A 15,436-nucleotide genomic window follows, 5' to 3' on the forward strand; every position below is an offset into this window, starting at 1 on the left:
GGTTGGTGGTTGTGTTGGTGGGGGCGGCCCGGGGCGGGGGGGCGGTGCCCCCCGGGGGGGGGGGGGGGCGGGGCCGCGCGGGGGGGGGGGGGGGCCCCCCCCCCCCCCCCCCCCTCCGTGCTGTCCGGGGACTACTCCTGCTTCTTGCGCCGGCTGCCGAAGACGATCTCGTCCCAGCTGGGCACGGTGGCCCGGCGGCCGGGCCGGACGCCGTCCGCCTCGGCCTGCCGGTCGGTGGTGCCGACCAGGCGCTCGCGGTGCGGGGCGACGGCGCGCGGCATCAGGATGTCGGCGTAGGCCGAGCCCGCGCCGACCGCCGGGGCGGCCGCGGCCGGCTCCTCGTTCTCCTCGGCGATCTCGGCGGGCACCGGGTCGATCGGGGCGGGGCCGCCCACGGTGAGGTCGCCGCGGAAGGCGGGCACGACGTCGAGCAGGCTGGTCAGCGAGTCCCGGGTGTCGGCGGTGGCCTCGCGCGACTCGCGGACCTCGCGGGCCGACATGATGCGGTCGGCGGAGGGCCGGTCGATCATCGGGCGGGGCGGCCGGTCCTGGGGGAGCCGGGCGATCCGCGGGATGAACGGGAAGACCGAGTCCTCCTCGCGCTCGACGGTCTCGCCGATCAGCGCGCGGGCCTCGTCGTCGTTGGGCTGGACCAGGCGTCGGGGCGGGTCGTACGTCCAGGACGCGCTGCGGCCCTCGCCGTCGGCCCGGTAGGAGAGGATGACCTCCCAGGTGCCGTCGTCGCGCCGCCAGGAGTCCCAGCGCTCGGTGTCCTTCTCGGCGCCGCGCAGCGCGAGCCGCTCGGCGACGGCCTCGCCGAGCTGCGGCCCGGGGGACTCGCCGTTGCGGCGGATGGCGGTCTTGCGGGCGCGCTCGGCCATGAAGGCGCGTTCGGCGAGGACCGGCCCCTCGAAGCGGCGGACCCGGTCGACGGAGATGCCGGCGGCCTGAGCAACCTCCTCGGCGGAGGCACCGGCTCGTATCCGGGCCTGGATGTCCCGGGGGCGGAGGTGGCTCTCGACCTCGATCTCGATCTGGCCGAGGCGCGGCCGGTCGCCGCGGATGGCGGCGCGCAGCCGCTCGTCGATGGGGAGGGTGTACTCCGTGCTGTCGGCAGCCTTGAGCACCAGCCGTGTGCCGTCGTTGCTGACGGCCACAACCCGCAGTTCGGGCACGGTTACCTCCCGGGTTGTGCCTGCCGACGTCACCTGCGTCGCTGCTCCCGTACTGAGTGTGGCCTGCCCACTCGCGACTGGCCACAACCTTGCTGAGTTCCCCGGCGTGTCGGGCTTACGCCCGGCCACACCGCTGTGGCACGGTTGCCTTTTTGCCACGTCATCCGTCGACGTCGCGCCTGGGTGTCCCGGCCGTCCTCGCACGCGGAGTGTTCGCGACGATCCGGGACCGGCGTCGCCGTGCGTGTCCGATCCGTGGCTCTTCGTCAAGCTGCCGGTACAGGCACAGTCGACAAGTCGACCCAGGACTCGGGCTTTACGAACAGTACTCCATTCGTGGCACCCGAAGGGGCGGCTCGCCGCTCAAGTCTCCCGCGATTCACGGGAATCTCAAGAGCGCCCGCCCCCAACGGCGGACCATCGCCGGGTGAACGGTGATCATCTTCACACAATCCGGGCGCGGAGAACCGCATTTTCGTCCCTTGTGTCCTTCTTTGGGCAAGATGGAGAGGCTTGTTCGAGTAGCAGTCGTACGGACCGAAGGATGTTGATGTCGGAGCGGAGCCCCGCCGGGGAAGGCGGCAAGGAGGAGCGCAAGCGGATCGATCTGAGTGTGGCTCAGGTCGCGGCGAGCGCTCTGGCCACGGTGGTGGGCGCGCTGCTGGCGTCCGAACTCGGCGTGTACGGCACGATCATGGGCGCGGCGGTGGTCAGCATCGGGGCCACCACCGGGGGTGCGGTGTTCCAGCACCTGTTCCGGCGGACCGGCGAGCAGCTGCGCGGGGCGGTGGACCGCGGGCCGAACGAGGCCGCGAACGCCCTGCGCCAGGTGCCGGCCGGGCCGGAGCACCCGACCGCGGGGCCGGCGATCACCTCGGAGTGGAACGAGCCGCAGGTGGTGCGGGCGCGCCGGCGGTGGGGCTGGAAGTCCTACGCGGCGGTGTCCGCACTGGTGTTCGTGCTGGCGATGACGCCGATCGTGGCGTTCGAGCTGGCCACCGGGCAGCCGGTGGCGGCGACGGTGAAGGGCGAGACCGGCAACGGGACGTCCTTCGGTGGCACCTCGACGCCCAAGTCCTCGACGCCGCGGGACACCCCCGCGGACCGGCCGTCCACCGGCGGCGGGCGCGGCCCGGACAGCACGCCGTCCGGCGCCTCGGCCCCGGCGACCACCCGGCCGAGCCGGGAGCCGAGCACCACCCCGAGTACCGGCTCCGGCGGGCAGGGCGGCAGCGCGTCGCCCTCGGCCGGTCCGAGCGCCAGCCCGTCGGCCGGTTCCTCCCCGTCCGCGGGTGGCGGTGCCGGGGGTGGCGGTGCCGGGAGTGGCGGTGGTGGCGAGGGCAGGCCCACCGGCGACGCCACGCCGAAGCCGCCGGTGCCGAGCAACGCCCCGGCGAACGGGACGGTGGCCCCGCCGCCGCCGCCCGCCGGGACGCCGGCGAACTAGGCCCTGCCCGGACCTAGGGCCGGGCCCGATGCCGACGGCTCAGGCGCCCAGCACCCGCCGCAGGTAGTCGTTGCCGAACAGGCGCTGCGGGTCGACCTCGTCGCGCAGCGCCGTGAAGTCGCCGAAGTGCGGGTAGACGCCGGCCAGGTACTCGGCGTCCCGGGTGTGCAGCTTGCCCCAGTGCGGGCGGCCCTGATGGGCGGTCATCAGCTGTTCCACGCCGGTGAAGTAGCCCTGGTCGCGGGTGCCCCGGTAGAGGTGGACGGCGATGTAGGCGCTGTCCCGGCCGGAGGCGGTGGAGAGCCAGAGGTCGTCGGCGGGGGCGAAGCGCACCTCGACCGGGAAGCCGACCTTCCAGTCGGAGCGTTCGACCAGGGCCTTCAGTTCGCGCAGCACCTCGGCGACGGCCGCGCGCGGGACGGCGTACTCCATCTCCACGAAGCGCACCTTGCGCGGGCTGGTGAACACCTTGTACGCGGTGTCGGTGTAGCTGCGGTCGGACCAGGCGCGGCTGGCGAGCGAGGCGATCGACGGGATGGAGCCGGGGAAGCGGCGGCCGACCCGGCAGGCGCCCTCCCAGACGGTGTTGGAGAGGAAGTCGTCCTCCAGCCACTCCTTGAACCGGGGCAGTGGGGCGGTCGGCCCCTGGCTGCGGTTGTTGCGCTTGGTGGCGCAGCGGTCGGTGTGCGGGAACCAGTAGAACTCGAAGTGCTCGTTGACGGCGGTGAGGTCGTCGAGGCGTTCCAGCACCTCGTCGAAGGGCATCGGCTGCTCGTGCGCGGTGAGCAGGAAGGCGGGTTCGACGCCGAAGGTGAGTGCGGTGATCACGCCGAGGGCGCCGAGGCCGAGCCGGGCGCCCTGGAACAGCCGGGGGTTCTCGGTGGGGGAGCAGTGCCGGACGGTGCCGTCGGCGAGCACGATCTCCAGGGCGCGGATCTGGGCGGCGAGCGAGCCGGAGTCCCGGCCGGTGCCGTGGGTGCCGGTGCTGGTGGCGCCGGCGACGGTCTGCACCTCGATGTCGCCCATGTTGGTCAGGGCGAGGCCCTCGGCGGCGAGGACCCGGTTGAGGCGGCTGAGCGGGAGGCCGGACTCGACGGTGATGGTGCCGGCCTCGCGGTCGATGCCGCGGATCGCGGTGAGCGCGTGCGGCCGGAGCAGCAGTCCGTCGCCGGCCGAGGCGATCGCGGTGAAGGAGTGGCCGGAGCCGACGGCCTTGACGGTGCGGCCCTGTTCGGCGGCCCGCAGGATCTCCCTGGCCAGTTCCTCCGCGGTGCCGGGGGTGGCGGTCCGGGCCGGGTGGGCGCTCTGGTTGCCGGCCCAGTTGGTCCACCGGGTGGGGGTCGCGGTGCTGGCCTGGGGCATTGCGATGCCTCCTGCTGCCGGGCCGAACGGGGTCGGCGCGTCCGGGGCGGCGGGGCCGCCGACAGGGTCCGTCCGCGGTGTCCGGGGAGGCGGGCCCTACCCGTGGGTAGGGCCACGGGTAGGGCGAGATTAGTCAGTTCACCGTTCGACGTCTACGGGTCGTTCGACCGTTCCGGAGGGCACTTCGACGGGTTGTGCGGCGGCGAGTCCGGCGCGCAGTCGGCCCAGTCCGGCGAGCGCGGCGAGCACGCCGAGGACGCCGGCCGCGAACGGCACCCAGTAGCCCGCGGCGGCGCCGGAGGCGTCGATCACCCAGCCGGCGGCCGAGGAGCCGGCCGCGACGCCGAGGGCCAGTCCGGTGGTGGTCCAGGTCATGCCCTCGGTGAGCTGGGCGGCCGGGACGAGCCGTTCGACCAGGGCCATCGCGGTGATCAGGGTGGGGGAGATGGCGATGCCGGCGACCAGCAGTGCGGCGCCGACCGCGACGAGTCCGCCGATGCCGTGCACCGCGTGGGCGACCAGCAGCAGCGGCACCATGCTGAGCGCCATGAACAGCACGCCGAGGAAGAAGCGCTTGGCCATCGAGCCGGCGGGCTTGAGGGCGCCGAACACCACTCCGGCCAGGCAGGAGCCGAGTGCCCACAGGGCGAGGATCACGCTGGAGACCGGCTTGTGCCCCTGGGCCTCGGCGAAGGCGACGGTGACCACCTCGACCGAGCCGAAGATCGCGCCGGTGGCGACGAAGGTCAGGATCAGCACCTGGAGGCCGCGGTTGGTGATCACCGAGCGGCCCGCGTGCTGGGCGGCCTCGTGGACCGGCGGCTCGGTGGAGCGCTGGCCGGCGAAGAGCAGGACGCCGACGGCCAGGAAGATCCCGGCGAGCAGCAGGCCGGCCTCGGGGAAGACCGAGGTGGCCAGGCCGATGGAGAGGATCGGGCCGACGATGAAGCAGGCCTCGTCGACCACGGCCTCGAAGGAGTAGGCGGTGTGCAGCTGGTCGGTGTCCTCGCGGTAGAGGTGCGCCCAGCGGGCGCGGACCATCGCGCCGGTGCTCGGCATGACGCCCATGCCGGCGGCGAAGACGAACAGCGTCCAGTCCGGGGCGTTCAGCCGGGCGCAGAGCAGCAGGCCGACGACGGCACCGATGGTGAGGGCCATCGCCGGGACGATGATCCTCGCCTGGCCGTGCCGGTCCACCAGCCGGGAGACCTGCGGACCGAGGATCGCGGCGGAGACCGCGAGCGTGGCCGAGACCAGTCCGGCCACGCCGTACGAGCCGCGCAGCTGGGACAGCATGGTCACGATGCCGATGCCGGTCATCGAGATCGGCAGTCGGGAGACGAATCCGGTGGACGAGAAGGCCGCGCTGCCGGGCGCGGTGAATATTCGGCGGTAGCTGGACAGCACGGGGGCTCCGGGCAGGGACGTAAGGAACAAGGCTGGTCAAGACAGCTTACGTACTTTGGCAAATGGTATTTTCCGGACGCCCGCGCGGCCCCGGCGTCTGCGCCCGGCCCCGCAGTGGCAGGATCGGTGCATGCCCGACGCGCGCAAACCCTCCCCCTCCGGCGCCGCCCCGTACGACGCCCTGCTGCTGCTCTCCTTCGGCGGGCCCGAGGCCCCCGAGGACGTCGTCCCGTTCCTGGAGAACGTCACCCGGGGCCGCGGCATCCCCAAGGAACGGCTGAAGGAAGTCGGCAAGCACTACTTCCTGTTCGGCGGGGTCAGCCCGATCAACGAGCAGAACCGCGAGCTGCTCGCCGCACTGCGCAAGGACTTCGCCGAGCACGGGCTGGACCTGCCGGTGTACTGGGGCAACCGGAACTGGGCCCCCTACCTGGTGGACACCCTGCGGGAGATGGCCGCGGACGGCCACCGCCGGATCGCCGTGCTCGCCACCAGCGCCTACGCCGGCTACTCGGGCTGCCGCCAGTACCGGGAGAACCTGGCCGACGCGCTGGCCGTGCTCGCCGAGGAGGGCCGCCCGGTGCCGACCGTCGACAAGCTGCGGCACTTCTACAACCTCCCCGGCTTCGTCCAGCCGATGATCGACGCCACCCTGGCCGCCCTGGCCGAGCTGCCCGCCGGGGTGCGGGACGGCGCCCGGCTGGCCTTCACCACCCACTCCATCCCGGACGCGATGGCCGAGACCTCCGGCGCCCCGGACGACCCGGCCCGGGGCACCCCCGGCGGCGCCTACGTCGCCCAGCACCTGGACGTGGCCCGGCTGATCGCCGCCGCCGTCGCCGAGCGCACCGGTGCGGCCGACCGGCCGTGGCGGCTGGTGTTCCAGAGCCGCAGCGGCGCCCCGCACATCCCGTGGCTGGAACCCGACATCTGCGACCACCTGGAGGCCCAGCACGCCGACGGCGCGCCGGCCGTGGTGATGGTCCCGATCGGCTTCGTCTCGGACCACATGGAGGTCAAGTACGACCTCGACACCGAGGCCGTCGCCAAGGCCGCCGAGCTGGGCCTGCCGGTCTCCCGCGCGGCCACCGTCGGCGCCGACCCGCGGTTCACCGCCGCCGTGCGCGAGCTCGTCCTGGAGCGGGCCGCCACCGAGCGCGGCGAGGACGTGACCCGCTGCGCCCTCGGCGCCCTCGGCCCCAGCCACGACGTGTGCGCGGTGGCCTGCTGCCCCAACCCGCGCGCCCCCCGCCCGGCCGCCGCCGAGCGCTGACCCCTGTCGGACCCCCCTTCGGAGGAGAATCCCGTGTCCACCCCCGCCCCGCCCGACGACCGGCTGCTCGACGACCTGCTGGACGTCGCCCTGGACGTGGCCCGGCAGGCCGGCGTCCTGCTGCGCGACGGCCGCCCCGCCGACCTCGGTGTGGCCGGTACCAAGAGCAGCCCGGTCGACGTGGTGACCGAGATGGACCTCGCCTCCGAGAAGCTCATCGTGGAGCTGATCGCCGACCGCCGCCCCGAGGACGGCTACCTCGGCGAGGAGGGCGCCGAGCGCCCCGGCGGCAGCGGGGTGCGCTGGGTCGTCGACCCGCTCGACGGCACGGTCAACTACCTGTACGGGCTGCCCTCCTGGGCGGTCAGCGTGGCCGCCGAGGTGGACGGCCGGGCCGTCGTCGGGGTGGTGTACGCCCCGGCGCGCGGGGAACTGTTCCACGCCGTGCTGGGCCGCGGCGCCCGCCTCGACGGCCGGCCGCTCGCCGCCCGCCCGGCCCCGCCCTGGGGCCAGGCGCTGATCGCCACCGGCTTCAACTACGTCCAGCCGGTACGGGTGCGCCAGGCCGAGGTGCTGCTCGCCCTGATGCCCGAGGTGCGGGACGTCCGCCGGGGCGGGGCGGCCGCGGTGGACCTCTGCGACGTGGCCGCCGGGCGGCTGGACGGCTACTACGAGCGCGGCCTGGCCCCCTGGGACCGCGCGGCCGGCTGCCTGATCGCCACCGAGGCCGGCGCCCTGGTCGGCGGCCGCCCCGGGCACGGCCCGGACGGCGAGCTGACCGTGGCCGCCGCCCCGGGGGTCTACCAGCCGCTGCAGGAGCGGCTGGCCGCGCTGCGCGCCTGGGCGGATTGAGCGTCCGGGCGGACCGAGCGGGGCCCCGGGAACCCGAACGGTTCCCGGGGCCCCGCCGGGCATGCGAAGAGCCCTGGCATACGGGGGATGCCAGGGCCTGGGTTTTCGCACGGCCCCCGCAGGGCCGCTGGTGCCGGAGGACCGGCGTCGGGTCAGGCGGCGGTGCGGTGGCGCTCCAGCACGGTGTCCACACCGTGCTCGGCGGCGAGACGACGGAGGTCGTCCAGCTCGGACTGCTCCACCTCGGCGAGGAACTCGTCCCCGGCCTCGATCGCGCGGTGCAGGTCCTGCTCGGCGTTGGCTATGCGCTGCAGGATTCCGGCCTTGAAGGCGTCCATACGGGCCCCCTTACTGTGTCGGACGTGCACGGTCGTGCGCTCTCCGCCCCGAGGAGGGTCCAGCCGGTGAATGCGCCCGGGCCGACAGGTGATGGATCTCCGGTCGGGCGCGGAGACGGCCTTCGGCCGCTCCCGGTGACGTCCCAGCCCCAGGGCCGGCGCGGATGAACGCACGGCGGGTGGGTGCGATCGACCGAGGGCCAGATCGCGGGTGTGCAGCTGTCCTCCCCGCCCCGGAGGCCGGGAAACCTCGCTGCGGAAGAAAGTTGCCCGTGTCACAGTCCAAGCGGAGCGGTCCCGACACGAACGGTCACCGTCGCACGGTCCGGCTTCCTGCCCGAGGGGCAGCTTATCGCTGCTTTACCGCAGGACCAGGCAGGATGGAGGCACCGTCGGAGCCGTGCGTCCGCTTCCGGGGCCGGCCTGGAGAAGGGACAACGACCGTGCGGGTTCTCGTCGTCGAGGACGAGCAGCTGCTTGCCGAGGCCGTCGCGACCGGCCTGCGCCGCGAGGCGATGGCCGTCGACGTGGTGTACGACGGGGAGGCCGCGCTCCAGCGCATCGCGGTCAACGACTACGACGTGGTGGTCCTGGACCGGGACCTCCCGCTGGTCCACGGCGACGACGTCTGCCGCAAGGTCGTCGAGCAGGGCCTGGCGACCCGGGTCATCATGCTGACCGCCTCCGGCGACATCAGCGACCGGGTCGAGGGCCTGGAGATCGGCGCCGACGACTACCTTCCGAAGCCGTTCGCCTTCAGCGAACTCGTGGCTCGGGTAAGGGCGCTGGGCCGCCGCGCGACCATCCCGCTGCCCCCGGTGCTGGAGCGGGCCGGCATCTCGCTCGACCCCGGCCGGCGCGAGGTGATCCGGGAGGGCCGCACCGTCCAGCTCGCCCCGAAGGAGTTCGCCGTCCTGGAGGTGCTGATGCGGGCCGGCGGTGCCGTCGTCTCCGCCGAGCAGCTCCTGGAGAAGGCCTGGGACGAGCACACCGACCCGTTCACCAACGTCGTGCGGGTCACCGTCATGACGCTGCGCCGCAAGCTCGGGGACCCGCCGGTGATCGTCACCGTGCCCGGCTCCGGCTACCGGATCTGACCGGATCCGCCCCAGGAGCCCGACCGCCGGAGCCCGACCCCGGAGCCAAACCGCCCCGGATCCCGGACCCGGGAATCCGTCCCCGACGGAACCGACCCCGGGAATCCGCCCCCGAGGATTCCCCGCCGTACCCAGCGCCCGCCCCGGCGGACGCCCGAGAGGACCATCATGACCACCCCGCCGCCCCCGGCCGGCGGGCCCTCCGGCGCGCCCGCCGGCGGCCCGCGTGCCGTACCCCCCAGGCCCGCGCACCCGCCGCGCCAGCCCCGCCCGCACCAGCACGAGACCTACGTCCCCGGCGACGGCCTGCTCGCCTGGCTCCCCTTCCGCCCGACCATCCGGATGCGGCTCACCCTGCTCTACGGCGGGATGTTCCTGATGGCCGGCGTGGTGCTGCTGCTGGTGATGTACTTCTTCGTCCAGCAGTCGCTCCAGGAGGTCGGCCAGCCCCACCTCAGGCTCACCGGACCGGGCATCTCCGTGCTCACCCCGGACGGCCAGGTCCTCACCAACCAGAGCGCGCTCGACCAGTGGCTGAACGACAACAAGTCGATCCAGGCGGCCGCGGCGCTGAACACCCTGCTGCGCAAGCTGCTGACCGTGCTGGTCTGCCTCGCCGTGATCGCCTTCGCGGCCGGCTACGCGATGGCCGGCCGGGTGCTGCGCCCGCTCGGCCGGATCACCCGCACCGCCCGTGACGTGGCCTCCTCCGACCTGCACCGCCGGATCGAGCTGGACGGCCCGGACGACGAGCTCAAGGAGCTCGCCGACACCTTCGACGACATGCTGGACCGGCTGGACCGCTCCTTCGACTCCCAGCGCCGCTTCGTCGCCAACGCCTCGCACGAGCTGCGTACCCCGCTGGCGATCAACCGCACCCTGTTGGAGGTCCAGCTCTCCGACCCGGCCGCCTCACCCGACCTCCAGCAGCTCGGCAAGACCCTGCTGGCCACCAACGAGCGCAGCGAGCAGCTGGTGGAGGGCCTGCTGCTGCTCGCCCGCAGCGAGAACGAGCTGACCGACCGCCGCGCGGTGGAGCTGTCCGAGGTGGCCACCCGGGCGCTGGAGCAGACCCGGGGCGAGGCGGACAAGCGCGAGGTCGAGCTGCGGTCCAAGCTCGATCCGGCGGTCGTCGCCGGCAACGGGGTGCTGCTGGAGCGGCTGGCGCTCAACCTGCTGCAGAACGCCGTCCGCTACAACACCCCGGGTGGCTGGGTCGAGCTGGCCACCGCCACGGTGCCGGGCGGCGGCGAGCTGGTGGTCTCCAACACCGGTCCGGTGGTGCCGCAGTACGAGCTGGAGCACATCTTCGAGCCGTTCCGCCGGGTCAAGGGCGCCGACCGCACCCGCAGCGACAAGGGGGTCGGGCTCGGCCTGTCCATCGTCCGTTCGGTGGTGCGCGCCCACGGCGGCACCGTCGAGGCCACCCCGCGCGCCGGGGGCGGCCTCACCATGCGCGTGCGCATCCCGTCCCCCTAGGGCGCCTCCGACACGTCCCAGTCCACATCGGCCCTGGTCGCTGCCGCCCTCCGTGCGCGACCGTTCCCAGCCGCCCCCGTCAGGCCCGTCAAGACGACATAAGGCCTGGCGGGGGCGGCTTGTCTTTTCCGCCCCGAGCAACTTACGGTGTCGTAACCTACGCAACCGTAAGTGCGACCGCCGGTCTGTCCGCCGACGGCTCCCGAACGACGCGTGTCCGCCCAACGCGCCCGTCCCGCGCGTGTCCGTCCCCCAGGAGCAAGCCCGTGACCATCGCCCCTGTGCAGAGCAGCCCCGCGCTCGGAACGAGCGGCTGGACCGATGCGCGGCTGATCCTGGCCCTCGAAGAGGTCGTGGAGAAGGAGCTCAACCGCCACCTCGGGGTGGCCAAGGAGTGGATGCCGCACGAGTTCGTCCCGTGGAGCCGGGGCCGGGACTTCGACGGCGTGCTGGGCGGCGAGGCGTGGAGCCTCGACCAGTCGCAGGTGACCCCGCTGGGCCGGGTCTCGCTGGTGGTCAACCTGCTGACCGAGGACAACCTCCCCAGCTACCACCACGAGATCGCCACCATGTTCGGCCGCGAGGGCGCCTGGGGCACCTGGGTGCACCGCTGGACCGCCGAGGAGGGCCGGCACGGGATAGCCATCCGCGACTACCTGCTCGCCACTCGGGCCGTCGACCCGGTGGAGCTGGAGCGGGCCCGGATGAACCACATGTCGGAGGGCTTCGAGTCCGACAACGCGCACAGCATGCTGCGCTCGGTCGCCTACGTGGCCTTCCAGGAGCTGGCCACCCGCATCGCGCACCGCAACACCGGCAAGTACGCCGGGGACCCGCTGTGCGAGCAGCTGCTGGCGAAGATCGCCAACGACGAGAACCTGCACATGGTCTTCTACCGGAACCTGCTGAAGGCCGCCATGGAGATCGCCCCGGACCAGGCCATGCGGGCCATCGCCGACGTGGTCACCGACTTCCGGATGCCCGGGCACGGGATCCCCGGTTTCGAGCGCGCCGCCGCGCAGATCGCCCTCGGCGGGGTGTACAACCTCCGCATCCACCACGACGACGTGCTGCAGCCGGTGCTGCGCAAGCTGAAGGTGATGGAGGTCGGCGGGCTCGGTCCGGAGGGCCTGCTGGCGCAGAACGAGCTGGGTGTGTTCCTGGACGGTCTGGACGGGCAGGCGCGCAAGTTCGAGGAGCGCCAGGCCGCGATGCAGGCCCGCCGGGAGGCGCGCCGGAACGCCGGCTAGGGCGCCCCCCGGGGCGCTCCCGCCGGGCCGCCGCGCCCCCTGATCGAGGGGGCGGAGTGGGTGGATTTTCCGTGATTTGCCCTGGAAGATTCTGAACGTGACCAAGGTCACACCGTGTCGCTCCGCGATGTCGGGTGACCCCGGAGAGTGATCACCCCATTGGGGGTGCCGATCGCCGTCCGTGACCGGAAACCGGCCTGCCGCCGGTGCACGGGGGTGGTCGGCGGCCCTGGTGGGCAAGGGATTTGACGGACACCAGTACGGCTTCCGCTCACTGTGAGTCGCCGCTCCGACCGGGGCGCGACGGGTCGGTGATGGCCCAGCGTGAGGCCTTTCGCGCCCCGGAGGATCACCCCAACGGAGCCCCGGCTGAGTGTCGATTGAGTAACGGGGCTTGAAGTAAGGCAAAATCTCCGCCTCGGGTCGGGCACAAGACCGACCCCCCATGCGTTACGTGCGCTGGAGATACCGCACACACCGCACAAACCCGGAGGGGGAGAGCGAAAAATGGCAACCGACTACGACACCCCACGCAAGACCGACGACGAGCTCAACGAAGACAGCATCGAGGAGCTCAAGGCACGCCGTAACGACAAGGGCGGCGGCTCGGTCGACGTCGACGAGTTCGACGCCGCCGAGGGCATGGAGCTGCCCGGCGCCGACCTCTCGAACGAGGAACTCGCCGTCCGCGTGCTGCCGAAGCAGGCCGACGAGTTCACCTGCATGAGCTGCTTCCTGGTCCACCACCGCAGCCAGCTCTACAGCGAGAAGAACGGCAACCCGATCTGCCGGGACTGCGGCGCCTGAGCACCGCAGCGGACAGCGCCAGGTCCCCGTGGCTCCCGCGGGACCGGCACACAGCCCCTTCCGGCCCCGGGCAGCGGGGCCGGACGGCAGGTCCGCGGACCGTCCTGGCGGACGGACCCGGGAGGACGGAGTCGGTCGGCCGCGTGCCGGTCCGGACAAAGTCGTAGGGACGGTCCCGCAACAGCGGAACCGTCCCTCTCGGTCTTTCCGGGGCTTGATCCTCCGGGTCCGGCAGCCGGAGCCCTCAGGGCTCGTTCCCGGCTCTTCCCGGGCTGTTCCCGGGCCGTCTCCGGGCCGTCCCGGGTCATCCCCGGGGCGGGAGAGGCACCGGTCAGGTGCGGGCGCCGCGCCGGGCCTCCTCCAGCGCCTCGGCCAGCTTCATCGGCGAGCGGGTCGACAGATAGAGGTAGGGCGTCGGGTCGGCCGGGTCGCTCACCTCGACCCGCAGCGCGGTCGGGACGTAGCTGCGCAGCAGCATGAAGGCGCGGGGATCGGCCTTGGGGCCGCGCCAGGCCGCGGCCTCGGCGGGGCTCAGCGCCTGGGCGGCGCCCAGCGCGTCCACCGGGATCCGGGCCGGTCCGGCCACCAGCGAGCCCTGCACCACCCGGATCCGGGCCGAGCCGTAACTGCTGATCGCCACCGCGCCGGCGGCGATGCCGGCCACCAGGCCGACCAGGGCGGCCAGCCCGCCGACCCTGATCAGGATCAGCGCGAAGGTCAGACCGACTGCGACCGGGAGCAGCCACCAGGAGCGCGGCACCGTGAGGCGTTCGTCGTACATGCCCTCCATTGTGGGCGTCCTGACGCCCGGAGCGGCACGCCACCCCCACCGGAGGCCTTGCTACCCCTGGGTAGGCTGGGTTGCCGTGACCGGTACGACCACCCCCACGACCCCCACCGACAGGTCGGCGCCCGTGTTGCCGCCGACCCCGACCACCCCGCCGCCGGACGCCGTGCTCCCGGAGCGCCACCCCCAGGCGCCCGCCCCCGGCACCCGACTCGGCTCCCACTACGAACACTGCTTCGGCTGCGGTCCGGCGCACCCCGGCGGCCTGCGGATCGACGCGGTCGCCGGCGAGGGCCTGGACGTCACGGCCGAGTTCGCCGTCCGGGACGTCCACCAGGGCGGTCCCGGGCTGGCCCACGGCGGCGTCCTCACGACGGCGATGGACGAGACCCTCGGCACGCTGAACTGGCTGCTGCACGCCCCCGCCGTGACCGGCCGGCTGGAGACCGACTTCCTCAGCCCGGTGCCCGTCGGCTCGGTGCTGCACCTGAGCGCCCGGGTCACCGGGGTGCACGGCCGGAAGATCTACAGCGCGGCCGAGGCGCGGATCGGCGGCCCGGACGGACCGGTCGCGGTGCGCGCTCAGGCGCTCTTCATCCAGGTGAAGCTGGAACACTTCACCACGCACGGTCGTGCCGAGGACATCGAGAAGGTCCTCGACGACCCGGATCTGATGAAGCGCGCCCGAGCCTTTGAGGTGAACCCTTGAGCGAGACCCCCCGTCCCCAGCTGGACGTCCTGATCAAGCGCATCGACGCCGAGCTGCCGCTGCCCGCGTACGCGCAGCCCGGGGACGCCGGTGCCGACCTGCGGACCACCGTCGACGCCGAGCTGGCCCCGGGCGAGCGGGCGGTGCTCCCCACGGGCATCGCCATCGCGCTGCCGGACGGCTACGCGGCCTTCGTCCACCCGCGCTCCGGGCTGGCAGCTCGTTGCGGAGTTGCTCTCGTGAACGCCCCGGGGACGGTCGATGCCGGGTACCGTGGAGAGATCAAGGTGATCGTCGTCAATCTGGACCCGCGCGAGGGGGTCAGCTTCCGCCGAGGGGACCGGATCGCCCAGCTGGTCATCCAGCAGGTCGAGAAGGCCCGTTTCCACGAGGTGGCCGAGCTGCCTGGGTCGGCACGCGCCGAGGGCGGGTTCGGGTCGACCGGTGGCCACGCAGGGGTCTAGCATTCCCGCGGCCTCGCAGGAAGCCGAGCAGGTATTCGCATCGGTCTTGGACCGGGAAGGACAGTGACCGTGTTCCGTCGTCGCCAGAAGAGCGAGGACGCTGTCGAGCAGCTCGCCGACGACGCCATCAGCGCCGACGAGCCGGCCGATGACGTCGAAGGTTCCGCCGAGAGCGAGAACGTGACCGAGCTGGACCCGGCCGACAAGGTCGGCCTGCCGCCGGCCCCTCGGCCGGACGGCCCGTGGGACCACTCCGAGCTGGAGACCCCGGAGGAGGGACGAGTCGACCTCGGGGGTCTGCTGGTCCCCGGTGTCGAGGGCATGGAGCTGCGCGTCGAGGTCGCCGGTGACGCGATCGTCGCCGCCACCCTGGTGCTCGGCAACAGCGCCATCCAGCTGCAGGCCTTCGCGGCCCCGAAGTCGGAGGGCATCTGGGGGGAGGTCCGCGAGGAGATCGCCAACGGCATCACCTCGCAGGGCGGCGTGATCGAGGAGGAGGAGGGCCCGCTCGGCTGGCACCTCCGCGCCCAGGTCCCGGTGCAGCTCCAGGACGGCACCCAGGGCGTGCAGCTGGTGCGCTTCGTCGGGTGCGACGGGCCGCGCTGGTTCCTGCGCGGTGTGATCTCGGGCCAGGCCGCCGTGCAGCCCGAGATGGCCGGCATCCTGGAGCAGGTCTTCCGGCAGACCGTCGTCGTGCGCGGCGAGACCCCGATGGCGCCGCGCGACCCGATCGTGCTGAAGCTCCCCGAGGACGCCCAGATGGTCGCCGACGGCGGTGGCGCCGCGGCTGCCGCGGCCGAGGGTGAGAGCCGCTACGGCTCGCTGGACCCGTTCGCGCGCGGTCCGGAGATCACCGAGGTCCGCTGACCCCGGCCGGGCCCGTCCCGCACCTGCATCGCCTCCGTCCGGACCTCCGGGCGGAGGCGATTTGCATGGGACGGGCCGGTCACCGTACAGTTCCGGAGTCGCCGCGGGAGACCGGGGCGACA

15 protein-coding genes are annotated in these 15,436 nt (G+C 73.3%); 10 read left to right on the forward strand and 5 right to left on the reverse strand.

Annotated elements, in window-relative coordinates:
* Positions 1 to 131: 131 nt before the first annotated feature.
* Complete coding sequence (gene sepH / locus ABTZ03_RS16885) at positions 132 to 1,208, reverse strand: septation protein SepH (protein WP_350513721.1); 1,077 nt, start codon at positions 1,206 to 1,208, stop codon at positions 132 to 134.
* 517 nt (positions 1,209 to 1,725) lie between these two features.
* Between sepH and ABTZ03_RS16890 the strand changes: the two genes are divergently transcribed.
* On the forward strand, positions 1,726 to 2,622 hold the full coding sequence (locus ABTZ03_RS16890; RefSeq protein WP_350513722.1) for a hypothetical protein: 897 nt from the start codon (positions 1,726 to 1,728) through the stop codon (positions 2,620 to 2,622).
* Positions 2,623 to 2,661: 39 nt separating this feature from the next.
* Here ABTZ03_RS16890 and ABTZ03_RS16895 read toward each other — a convergent pair whose 3' ends face one another.
* Positions 2,662 to 3,984, reverse strand: a complete 1,323-nt coding sequence (locus ABTZ03_RS16895; protein WP_350513723.1) for a D-arabinono-1,4-lactone oxidase — start codon at positions 3,982 to 3,984, stop codon at positions 2,662 to 2,664.
* A 138-nt stretch (positions 3,985 to 4,122) separates the two neighbouring features.
* Entirely contained in the window at positions 4,123 to 5,391 is a 1,269-nt protein-coding gene (locus tag ABTZ03_RS16900) for an MFS transporter (RefSeq protein WP_350513724.1), read from the reverse strand.
* A gap of 130 nt (positions 5,392 to 5,521) precedes the next feature.
* On the opposite strand from ABTZ03_RS16900, the gene ABTZ03_RS16905 reads away from it, so the two are divergent.
* Entirely contained in the window at positions 5,522 to 6,664 is a 1,143-nt protein-coding gene (locus tag ABTZ03_RS16905) for a ferrochelatase (RefSeq protein WP_350513725.1), read from the forward strand.
* Between the two features lie 33 nt (positions 6,665 to 6,697).
* Positions 6,698 to 7,516, forward strand: coding sequence for an inositol monophosphatase family protein (locus ABTZ03_RS16910; protein ID WP_350513726.1), 819 nt, complete (start codon positions 6,698 to 6,700; stop codon positions 7,514 to 7,516).
* Between the two features lie 152 nt (positions 7,517 to 7,668).
* On the opposite strand, the gene ABTZ03_RS16915 is transcribed toward ABTZ03_RS16910, so the two are convergent.
* Entirely contained in the window at positions 7,669 to 7,854 is a 186-nt protein-coding gene (locus ABTZ03_RS16915) for a hypothetical protein (protein WP_030057688.1), read from the reverse strand.
* Between the two features lie 443 nt (positions 7,855 to 8,297).
* On the opposite strand from ABTZ03_RS16915, the gene ABTZ03_RS16920 reads away from it, so the two are divergent.
* The 4 genes from ABTZ03_RS16920 to ABTZ03_RS16935 all read left to right on the forward strand — a co-directional run bounded on the left by ABTZ03_RS16920 (position 8,298) and on the right by ABTZ03_RS16935 (position 12,487).
* Positions 8,298 to 8,951, forward strand: coding sequence for a response regulator transcription factor (locus ABTZ03_RS16920; protein ID WP_030285473.1), 654 nt, complete (start codon positions 8,298 to 8,300; stop codon positions 8,949 to 8,951).
* 168 nt (positions 8,952 to 9,119) lie between these two features.
* Positions 9,120 to 10,430, forward strand: a complete 1,311-nt coding sequence (locus ABTZ03_RS16925; protein ID WP_350513727.1) for a sensor histidine kinase — start codon at positions 9,120 to 9,122, stop codon at positions 10,428 to 10,430.
* A gap of 266 nt (positions 10,431 to 10,696) precedes the next feature.
* Positions 10,697 to 11,680 (forward strand): acyl-ACP desaturase, encoded by a 984-nt coding sequence (locus ABTZ03_RS16930; protein WP_350513728.1) that lies wholly within the window; start codon positions 10,697 to 10,699, stop codon positions 11,678 to 11,680.
* Positions 11,681 to 12,187: 507 nt separating this feature from the next.
* Positions 12,188 to 12,487 (forward strand): DUF4193 domain-containing protein, encoded by a 300-nt coding sequence (locus tag ABTZ03_RS16935; protein WP_030057692.1) that lies wholly within the window; start codon positions 12,188 to 12,190, stop codon positions 12,485 to 12,487.
* 331 nt (positions 12,488 to 12,818) lie between these two features.
* Here ABTZ03_RS16935 and ABTZ03_RS16940 read toward each other — a convergent pair whose 3' ends face one another.
* A complete protein-coding gene (locus tag ABTZ03_RS16940) occupies positions 12,819 to 13,268 on the reverse strand; it encodes a DUF3093 domain-containing protein (RefSeq protein ID WP_400926205.1) in 450 nt (149 codons plus the stop codon).
* Positions 13,269 to 13,401: 133 nt separating this feature from the next.
* Here ABTZ03_RS16940 and ABTZ03_RS16945 point away from each other — a divergent pair, with 133 nt between their 5' ends.
* The 3 genes from ABTZ03_RS16945 to ABTZ03_RS16955 all read left to right on the forward strand — a co-directional run bounded on the left by ABTZ03_RS16945 (position 13,402) and on the right by ABTZ03_RS16955 (position 15,314).
* A complete protein-coding gene (locus ABTZ03_RS16945) occupies positions 13,402 to 13,983 on the forward strand; it encodes a PaaI family thioesterase (protein ID WP_350513742.1) in 582 nt (193 codons plus the stop codon).
* The gene (gene dut / locus ABTZ03_RS16950) at positions 13,980 to 14,447 is read left to right on the forward strand and encodes a dUTP diphosphatase (protein ID WP_350513730.1); all 468 of its coding nucleotides are present in this window, start codon (positions 13,980 to 13,982) and stop codon (positions 14,445 to 14,447) included. Before ABTZ03_RS16945 ends, dut begins: the two co-directional genes overlap by 4 nt.
* 69 nt (positions 14,448 to 14,516) lie before the next feature.
* Positions 14,517 to 15,314 (forward strand): DUF3710 domain-containing protein, encoded by a 798-nt coding sequence (locus ABTZ03_RS16955; RefSeq protein ID WP_350513731.1) that lies wholly within the window; start codon positions 14,517 to 14,519, stop codon positions 15,312 to 15,314.
* Positions 15,315 to 15,436: the final 122 nt, after the last annotated feature.

The sequence above is a fragment of the Kitasatospora sp. NPDC096077 genome (assembly GCF_040303245.1).
Classification (GTDB): domain Bacteria; phylum Actinomycetota; class Actinomycetes; order Streptomycetales; family Streptomycetaceae; genus Kitasatospora.

Coding starts and splice junctions, on each gene's coding strand:
- ABTZ03_RS16890 (WP_350513722.1), top strand. CDS start 1,726: ATGTCGGAGCGGAGCCCCGCCGGGGAAGGCGGCAAGGAGGAGCGCAAG.
- ABTZ03_RS16895 (WP_350513723.1), bottom strand. CDS start 3,984: ATGCCCCAGGCCAGCACCGCGACCCCCACCCGGTGGACCAACTGGGCC.
- ABTZ03_RS16905 (WP_350513725.1), top strand. CDS start 5,522: ATGCCCGACGCGCGCAAACCCTCCCCCTCCGGCGCCGCCCCGTACGAC.
- ABTZ03_RS16915 (WP_030057688.1), bottom strand. CDS start 7,854: ATGGACGCCTTCAAGGCCGGAATCCTGCAGCGCATAGCCAACGCCGAG.
- ABTZ03_RS16925 (WP_350513727.1), top strand. CDS start 9,120: ATGACCACCCCGCCGCCCCCGGCCGGCGGGCCCTCCGGCGCGCCCGCC.
- ABTZ03_RS16935 (WP_030057692.1), top strand. CDS start 12,188: ATGGCAACCGACTACGACACCCCACGCAAGACCGACGACGAGCTCAAC.
- ABTZ03_RS16940 (WP_400926205.1), bottom strand. CDS start 13,268: ATGTACGACGAACGCCTCACGGTGCCGCGCTCCTGGTGGCTGCTCCCG.